Origin of the sequence: Mizugakiibacter sp. (assembly GCF_039680435.1) — a bacterium.
Lineage (GTDB): Bacteria > Pseudomonadota > Gammaproteobacteria > Xanthomonadales > Rhodanobacteraceae > Mizugakiibacter.
Genome location: NZ_JBDKSX010000045.1, coordinates 33,614 through 40,909, shown reverse-complemented (window position 1 = coordinate 40,909; position 7,296 = coordinate 33,614). Strand labels below are relative to the sequence as shown.

7 protein-coding genes are annotated in these 7,296 nt (G+C 72.2%); 2 read left to right on the top strand and 5 right to left on the bottom strand.

Annotated elements, in window-relative coordinates; translation table 11 throughout:
- The 4 genes from ABFC67_RS05335 to ABFC67_RS05320 all read right to left on the bottom strand — a co-directional run.
- A partial coding sequence (locus ABFC67_RS05335; protein ID WP_346737012.1) for a tetratricopeptide repeat protein occupies positions 1 to 1,060 on the bottom strand: 1,060 nt, incomplete at its 3' end.
- A gap of 52 nt (positions 1,061 to 1,112) precedes the next feature.
- Positions 1,113 to 2,105 carry an alpha/beta fold hydrolase gene (locus tag ABFC67_RS05330; RefSeq protein ID WP_346737011.1) on the bottom strand — a complete coding sequence of 331 codons (993 nt, stop codon included), beginning with the start codon at positions 2,103 to 2,105 and terminating at the stop codon, positions 1,113 to 1,115.
- Positions 2,106 to 2,109: 4 nt separating this feature from the next.
- Positions 2,110 to 2,910: a lysophospholipid acyltransferase family protein gene (locus ABFC67_RS05325; RefSeq protein WP_346737010.1), complete on the bottom strand. Its 801-nt coding sequence runs from the start codon at positions 2,908 to 2,910 to the stop codon at positions 2,110 to 2,112.
- 42 nt (positions 2,911 to 2,952) lie between these two features.
- On the bottom strand, positions 2,953 to 3,438 hold the full coding sequence (locus tag ABFC67_RS05320; protein ID WP_346737009.1) for an Lrp/AsnC family transcriptional regulator: 486 nt from the start codon (positions 3,436 to 3,438) through the stop codon (positions 2,953 to 2,955).
- Positions 3,439 to 3,580: 142 nt separating this feature from the next.
- Between ABFC67_RS05320 and phhA the strand changes: the two genes are divergently transcribed.
- Both phhA and ABFC67_RS05310 read left to right on the top strand, forming a co-directional pair.
- Positions 3,581 to 4,468 carry a phenylalanine 4-monooxygenase gene (phhA, locus tag ABFC67_RS05315; protein WP_346737008.1) on the top strand — a complete coding sequence of 296 codons (888 nt, stop codon included), beginning with the start codon at positions 3,581 to 3,583 and terminating at the stop codon, positions 4,466 to 4,468.
- Between the two features lie 287 nt (positions 4,469 to 4,755).
- On the top strand, positions 4,756 to 5,400 hold the full coding sequence (locus ABFC67_RS05310) for a hypothetical protein (RefSeq protein WP_346737007.1): 645 nt from the start codon (positions 4,756 to 4,758) through the stop codon (positions 5,398 to 5,400).
- A gap of 70 nt (positions 5,401 to 5,470) precedes the next feature.
- On the opposite strand, the gene ABFC67_RS05305 is transcribed toward ABFC67_RS05310, so the two are convergent.
- Complete coding sequence (locus ABFC67_RS05305) at positions 5,471 to 7,249, bottom strand: DUF885 family protein (protein ID WP_346737006.1); 1,779 nt, start codon at positions 7,247 to 7,249, stop codon at positions 5,471 to 5,473.
- Positions 7,250 to 7,296: the final 47 nt, after the last annotated feature.

The window sequence follows — 7,296 nt, the reverse complement described above, 5'->3', positions numbered from 1 at the left end:
CCGTGCCGGCGCGCTCCATCAGCAGCGCCAGCGCGGCGCGCGCGCGTGCGTCGTCGGGGGCCTGCGTGAGCCGCGCGCTCCACAGCGCCTGCGACGCCTCGCGCTTGCCTTCCGCTTCCAGCAGCTCGGCCCAGGTGCGGCGCACGATGTGCGCATCGGGGCGCTGCGCCAGCCAGTCCTGCGCGGCGGCGTAGGCGCGCGCGCGGCCGCTGACGTTGGCCAGGCACCAGACGTACGCCGCGGCGGCGTTGTCGAACGCAGGATCCAGCGCCAGCGCGCGTTCGTAGGCGGGAATCGCCAGGTCGTGGCGACCGCGCGCGCGCGCGACGTCGCCGAGGCCGGCGTGCGCGGCGGCGTGGTCCGGTGCGTGCGCCAGCACGCCGCGATAGGCGGCCTCGGCGTTGTCGAAGCGCTTGCGCCGCAGCTCGACCGCGCCCAGCATCATGCCGGCGGGCGCGTAGTCGGGCTTGAGGCGCAGCGCGTTGGCGAATGCCTGCACGGCGAAGTCGTCGACGCCCTGCGCGCTCAAGGCGCGGCCGAGGTTCATCTGCAGCAGCGCATCCTCGGGACGCCGCTCGGCGGCGCGGGTGAGGAAGCGCACCGCCATCGCGAAGTCGCCGCGCTCGGCGTGCAGGTGGCCGAGGCCGGCCAGCGCCTCGTCGTCGCCGTCGTTGGCGCGGTGTGCGGTCCAGAAGTGCGCCTCGGCCGCGGCGTGGTCGCCCTGCAGCAGGGCGAGCTTGCCCAGCCCGCTGTGCGCGCCGGCCAGGTTGGGGTTCAGTTCGCGCGCGCGCTCGAAGCTCTGCGCGGCGGCGCCCAGCGCGCCGCCGGCGGCGGCGAGGCGGCCCAGGGTGAGGTGGTAGAGCGCGTTGTCCGGCGCCAGCGCCAGCGCGCGCTCGAGCAGCGCGTGCGCCTCGACGGCGTCGCCCTGCTGGCGGCGCACGATCGCCAGCAGGTGCAGCACCTCGGCGTCGTCGGCGTTGGCGGCCAGGCGCTCGCGGCAGCGCGCTTCCGCCTCGTCCAGGCGGCCGGCGTGCAGCGGTTGCAGGATGTCTTCGAACATGACGCGGGCGCTCGCAAAAGCGCGATGATGCCACAGCCGCCGCGCGGCTTCTTCAGGCTTCGGCCGCGCGCGCCAGGCGTGCGGCGACGTAGTCCTCGGCGTAGCTGGTCAGGCGCAGGTCGCGCAGGAAGCCGCAGTGGCCGCCGCGCGGCGCGATGTCCAGCTCGGCCGTGTCCGGCAGCGACAGCCGGCGGAAATCGGCGACCGGGATCACCGGGTCATCCTGCGCGGTCAGGATCGAGACCGGCACGGCCAGCGCGGCGAGGCGGTCGCCGGCGATCGAATAGCCGTCCAGGTAGTGTTCCAGGCTGCCGAACGCGGTGTGCCGCTCGACCAGCGTGCGGGTCAGCCCGCGCATGTCCTGGCCGAGTTCGCGCGGCTCGAAGTAGCGCTGCTGCGGGAACAGCGCCTGCTTGCGCCTCAGCGACTGCCGCCACTTCAGCATGAAGTAGTCGTGGTAGAAGCGCGGCCCGCGCTCCAGCGCGGCCAGCCCGGCGTGCGGGTCGACCACCGGGCACACCGCCACCGCGCAGCGCAGCGGGATGCCGGCGGCGGGCGCGCGCAGCGCCACGCGCAGCGCGAAATTGCCGCCCAGCGAGAAGCCGGCCAGCACCAGCGCCGGCGACGGAAAGCGCCGCGCCAGCTCCGCCACCGCGCCGACCACCTCGTCGATGCGGCAGGAATGGAACAGCTCGCGGTTGAGGTGGTGGGTGTCGCCGTGGTCGCGGAAATTGAGGCGGAACACGTCCCAGCCTTCCGCCAGCAGGCGCGCCCCGGTCTGCAGGATGTAGTTCGAGCGCGCGCTGCCTTCCCAGCCGTGCAGCAGCACGGCCAGCCCGCGCGCCCGCGGCAGCGCGTCCTGCGTGGTGCGGTAGCCGGCCAGGCGCACGCCGGCGCCGGCGTCGAGGATCACCGCCTGCGTGTGCCGCTCCAGTCGCCGCGCGTGGTACAGCTTCAGGCCGAGGCGCAGCGGGCTCGAGGCCAGCACCGACTGCACGTGCGCGTTGCGCAGCAGCGGATGCGGCGCGAAGTCCGCGGCGCGCATGGCTTCACCCCGCCTGCCGCAGCGCGGCGATGATGGCCTCGCGCGCCGCCTCCGCCATGCGCCTGCGGCCGTCGCCGCCGTACGCCACCGGGGCGAGGAAGTGCACTTCGGCGTCCAGCGACGGCTCGCCGAGCAGGCGGAAGAAGTTGGCGAGGAAGCTCTCGCCGGGCTGGAACGTCACGCCCTGCCAGGCGTGGCCGTCGCGGCTATAGCGCAGCGCCACCGGCTGCACCGCCGTTTCGGCGTCCAGCGCGGCCTGCAGGATGCGCGCGTGGAAGGTGCGCACGTGCAGCACCGAGCCGGTGTGGTCGATGCCGCCTTCCGGGAACACCGCCACCGAACGCCGCGCGTGCAGGCGCTCGACCATCGTCTGCATCACCGCCGTCAGCGAATGCGGGCTGCCGCGGTGGTGGTAGATGGTGCCGGCGCGCGCGGCCAGCCAGCCGACCAGCGGCCAGCCGGCGATCTCCGCCTTGGCGACGAAGCACGCCGCGCGCTGGCTGTGCAGCAGGGTGATGTCCAGCCACGAGACGTGGTTGGCGACGAACAGCACCGGATCGGCCAGCGCCTCGCCGCGGCGGCGCGCGCGGAAGCCGAAGATGCGCAGCAGCGCGGTCGACCACCAGCGCACCAGGCGATGGGCGAACGGCTCGCGCACGGCCGTCGCCGGGCGCGACGGCAGCAGCGCGACGGTCAGCGCCAGCGGGATCGCGGCCACGATGTGCAGCGCCAGCAGCGGCACGCGCACGGCATAGCGCAGCGGGCGGCGCCGGTCGCGGGGCTGGGCGGGAGCGGAAACGTCCATGGGGGCACGCACTTTAGCCGGGCGGCGAGGGCGTCGCCAGCCTCATCCGCCGGCCAGTTGCGCCAGCGGCAGCGCGCCGGCGTGCTTGACCGTGCGCAGCACGAAGCTCGAGTTGACGTCGGCGACCCCGGCCGCGTTCAGCAGCTTGTCGAGCAGGAAACGCGAGAAGTGATCGAGGTCGGCCACCACCACGTGCAGCAGGTAGTCCATGTCGCCGGTCAGGGCGTAGCAGTCCACCACCTCGCCCCAGGCGTTCACCTGCTGCACGAACGTCTCGACGGTGGCGCTGTCATGTTTCTGCAACTGCACGCGCACGAACGCCTGCAGGCCGAGGCCGACCGCCTTGGGATCGACCTGCGCGGCGTAGCCGGCGATCACCCCGGCCGCCTCCAGCCGCTGCAGCCGGCGCAGGCACGGCGAGGGCGACAGGTTCACCCGCGCGGCCAGCTCGGCGTTGGTGATGCGGCCCTCGCGCTGCAGCACGTCGAGCATGCGCAGGTCGGTGCGGTCGAGGGGGATATCGGCCATGTCGAGCCCCGGGTGCGCTGGCGTGCGCAATATTCGTGCGCATTTCACGCCGTACCGGGCATGAAAGCAAGCAAGTTGCGCCGTGGCGCGGCTAGACTCTCGTCGAGCACCGACACAGCGCCCGCGAGGGCGGGAGGCTTCCATGGACACGCCGCGCCGCGTGGAACACCAGCAGACCGACCGCGGCTACATCCCGGTCTACGCCACCGGCGTGGTCGAGCAGCCGTGGTCGGACTATTCCGCCACCGACCACGCCGTGTGGGCGCAACTGTTCCGCCGCCAGCGCGCCATCCTGCCCGGTCGCGCCTGCCGCGAGTTCATGGAGAACGTCGAGCGCATCGGCATGAGCGCCGACGCCATCCCGAAGTTCGACGACCTCAACCGCGTGCTGCGCCAGGCGACCGGCTGGGAGCTGGTCGGCGTGGAGGGCCTGCTGCCCGACCACGTGTTCTTCGACCACCTGGCGCATCGCCGCTTCCCGGTGACCTGGTGGATCCGCAAGCCCGAGCAGCTCGACTACATCGCCGAGCCGGACCTGTTCCACGACCTGTTCGGCCACGCGCCGCTGCTGATGAACCCGGTGTTCGCCGACTACATGCAGGCCTACGGTCGCGGCGGCATGAAGGCGCACGGCATCGGCGCCGACGCGCTGATGAACCTGACGCGCCTGTACTGGTACACGGTCGAGTTCGGCCTGATCCGCACCGACGAGGGCCTGCGCATCTACGGCGCCGGCATCGTCAGCTCCAAGGGCGAGTCGATCCACAGCCTCGAATCCGCCGCGCCCAACCGGCTCGGCTTCGACCTCGAGCGCGTGATGCGCACGCGCTACAAGATCGACACCTACCAGCAGACCTACTTCGTGATCGACGGCTTCGAGCAGTTGTTCGAGGCCACCCGGCCGGACTTCGCGCCGCTGTACGCGAAGCTCAAGCCGCTGTCCGCCTATCCCGCCGGCGAAGTGCTGCCGACCGACAAGGTCTACCAGCGCGGCAGCGGTGAAGGCTGGGTGCGCAGCGGCGACGTCTGAGCGACGCCGTCCGCACGCGAAGGTTCGGCTACGCCGCCCCTTCCTTTGCCTGGCGTGCGCACGGCGCACGCTACCGCGCCTGGGCCGCCTCGACGCGGGCAGGGGTGCCGTTCGTCGATCAGTGCGTCGATGCGTGCGCTGCACACACGATGCGGAGCGTACGCGTGTGGCGCGCGCCGGGCGCTGCATCGCAAGCGGGGCGACGGTTGCGCGCGGTTACGATCGGCCGCGTCGTCTCGCCGCGACGCCATTCCGAGTCCGCTCGAACCGCCGCAAGGAGCCCCGCCATGCCCGCCGCCGGCTGCCACCCGCACGCGCCCCACGAGAAGCTGCGCATCCCCGACTGGTACGTCTCCAGCCTGATGCTGGACCGCGCGCTTGACGCGATCCTGCGCCGCGTGAAGAAGCTCGACCGCCGCCACGACGTGCCCTATCTCGCCGGCTACAGCCAGGACGGCAAGACCATCTACATCGACCGCCACTTGCCGACGCACTTCACCTGGCGCGGGCGCAGCGTCGAGGTGGCGCGCTACCTGATCCTGCACGAGGAGGTCGAGAAGACGCTGATCGACCAGCTCGGCCTGCACTACCTGCACGCGCACCAGATCGCCACGCGCGCGGAGGAAGCCGCGGTGCGCGCCGACCGCGTCTCCTGGCGCGCCTACGACCGTTTCATGCAGCGCTACGTCAAGCACATCGGCGACGAGCGCCTGCGGAAGGTGCCGGCCGACCTCGACCTGAAGCCGTACCGCGACTACCACGACTACGACCTGATGCGACGCATGGAAGCCGCGCTCGACGCCGGCCGCTTCGGCACGCGGCCCAGCGCACGCCTGCGCCGCGAGGTGGCCGCCTACAACGCCGCGTTCCGCGCCGAGCGGCGCGTGCAGCGGATGCTGCCCGTCGCGCCGGCCCAACGCGCACCGCGCTGAACCCGCGCATCGGGTGGGAGGTGGCCCGCACGCGGCGGCCGCAGGGGCCGACGGCGTGCGACGCGGTTCGTCAGTGCGCGCAATCGCACGGCCGCGCCGGCGGCTTGCCGCCGTCGGCGATGAAGCGGTCGATGCGCTGCTCCAGCAGCGGCAGCGGAACCGAGCCCATCGACAGCACGGTGTCGTGGAAGGCGCGCAGGTCGAACTTCGGCCCCAGCGCGGCCTCCGCCTTCTTGCGCAGCTCGACGATCTTCAGCTCGCCGAGCTTGTAGCTCAGCGCCTGGCCGGGCCAGCTGATGTAGCGGTCGACCTCGGTCTCGATCTCGTGCTGGCTGAGCGCGGTGTTGTCGCGCAGGAAGGCGATCGCCCGCTCGCGCGTCCAGCCGAGGTGGTGCACGCCGGTGTCGACCACCAGCCGGCAGGCGCGCCACATCGCGTAGGTGAGGTAGCCGAAGCGCTCGTAGGGCGTGGTGTAGATGCCCATCTCGTTGCCGAGATCCTCCGAGTACAGCGCCCAGCCTTCGCCGAACGCGGAGATGTAGCCGTAGCGGCGGAACGCCGGCTGCTCGCGCTGCTCCTCGGCCAGCGCGATCTGCAGCGAATGGCCGGGCGCGGATTCGTGCAGGGTCAGCGCCGGCAGGTTGTACAGCGGCCGCGACTTCAGGTCGTAGGTGTTGACCCAGTAGGTGTCGGGGCCGCCGCGGCCGGAGGTCCAGAACGGCGCGATGTCGGCCGGTACCGGCTCGATGTCGAAGCGCCGCCGCGGCAGCAGGCCGAAGAACTTGCCGAGCTGGCCGTCGACGCGCTTGGCGATCCACGCCGCGCGCATCAGCAGCTCGTCAGGGGTTTTGGCGTAGAACTGCGGGTCGCTGCGCAGGAAGGCGAGGAACTCCGGGAACGTGCCCGTGAAGCCGGCCTCGCGCATCGTCCGCAGCATCTCCGCGTGGATGCGCGCCACCTCGTCGAGGCCGATCCTGTGGATGGCGTCGGGGCTCAGGTCCAGCGTGGTGTACTCGCGGATCTGCTGGCGGTAGTAGGCCTTGCCGTCGGGCAGCGCTTCGGCGGCGAGGGTCTTGCGCGCGTGCGGCACATAGTCCTCGCGGAAGAAGCGCAGCAGTTTCGCGTAGGCCGGGATCACCGCCTCGCGGATCGCCTGCGCGCCCTCCGCGCGCAGCGCGGCCTGCTCGGCGGCGGGGATGCGCGCCGGCATCTTCTTGAACGGCGCGTAGAAGGTGCTGTCTTCCAGCTGCTTCAGCTCGGCGACGTTGGCGATCGAGACGTCGCGCCCGTCCAGCACCGCGCGCGGCACCGTGAAGCCGCGCGCCAGGCCGGCGCGCATGTTGGCGGTCGCCTCGTCGAAGTACTTCGGCACCGCGCGCAGGCGGGCGATGTAGGCGCGGTAGTCGGCGGCATCCTCCAGCTTCTGGTCGCGCGGCATGAAGCCGAGGTCGGACCAGAACGCGCTGTCGCTGTTGAACGGCATCTCGTACTGGCGGAAGCGCTGGTCGGCATCGAGGTTCTCGATCTGCGCGCGGTACACCGCGTAGTTGACCTGCTCGTCGGCGGACAGCGTCTTCGGATCGAGCGCGCGCAGCTGGCGCAGCACGTCGTCCCAGTAGGCGAGGCGCGCCTGCTGGTTCTTCGCGCTCTCGTCGGGCAGGCGGTCGGCGTAGCGGTGGTCGCCGATGCTGTCGGCCAGCGTCGGGAACTGCTGCAGGCGCCAGTCCCATTCCTTCTGGTACAGCGCGTGGAAGCGCGCGTCGGCGTCGGTGCTGCCGGTGTCGGCGGCCGGCGCCGCCGCGGCAAAGACGAGTGCCGCGAGCGCGGCGCAGGCGAGCAGACGTTTCATCGCGATCCTCCCAAGGGATGACGCGCGGGCGGCGGCGCGCATGGCCG

Bases quoted from the DNA above. Each gene is read 5' to 3' on its own strand.
- ABFC67_RS05330 (WP_346737011.1), bottom strand. From the start codon at position 2,105: ATGCGCGCCGCGGACTTCGCGCCGCATCCGCTGCTGCGCAACGCGCAC.
- ABFC67_RS05325 (WP_346737010.1), bottom strand. From the start codon at position 2,910: ATGGACGTTTCCGCTCCCGCCCAGCCCCGCGACCGGCGCCGCCCGCTG.
- ABFC67_RS05320 (WP_346737009.1), bottom strand. From the start codon at position 3,438: ATGGCCGATATCCCCCTCGACCGCACCGACCTGCGCATGCTCGACGTG.
- phhA (WP_346737008.1), top strand. From the start codon at position 3,581: ATGGACACGCCGCGCCGCGTGGAACACCAGCAGACCGACCGCGGCTAC.
- ABFC67_RS05310 (WP_346737007.1), top strand. From the start codon at position 4,756: ATGCCCGCCGCCGGCTGCCACCCGCACGCGCCCCACGAGAAGCTGCGC.
- ABFC67_RS05305 (WP_346737006.1), bottom strand. From the start codon at position 7,249: ATGAAACGTCTGCTCGCCTGCGCCGCGCTCGCGGCACTCGTCTTTGCC.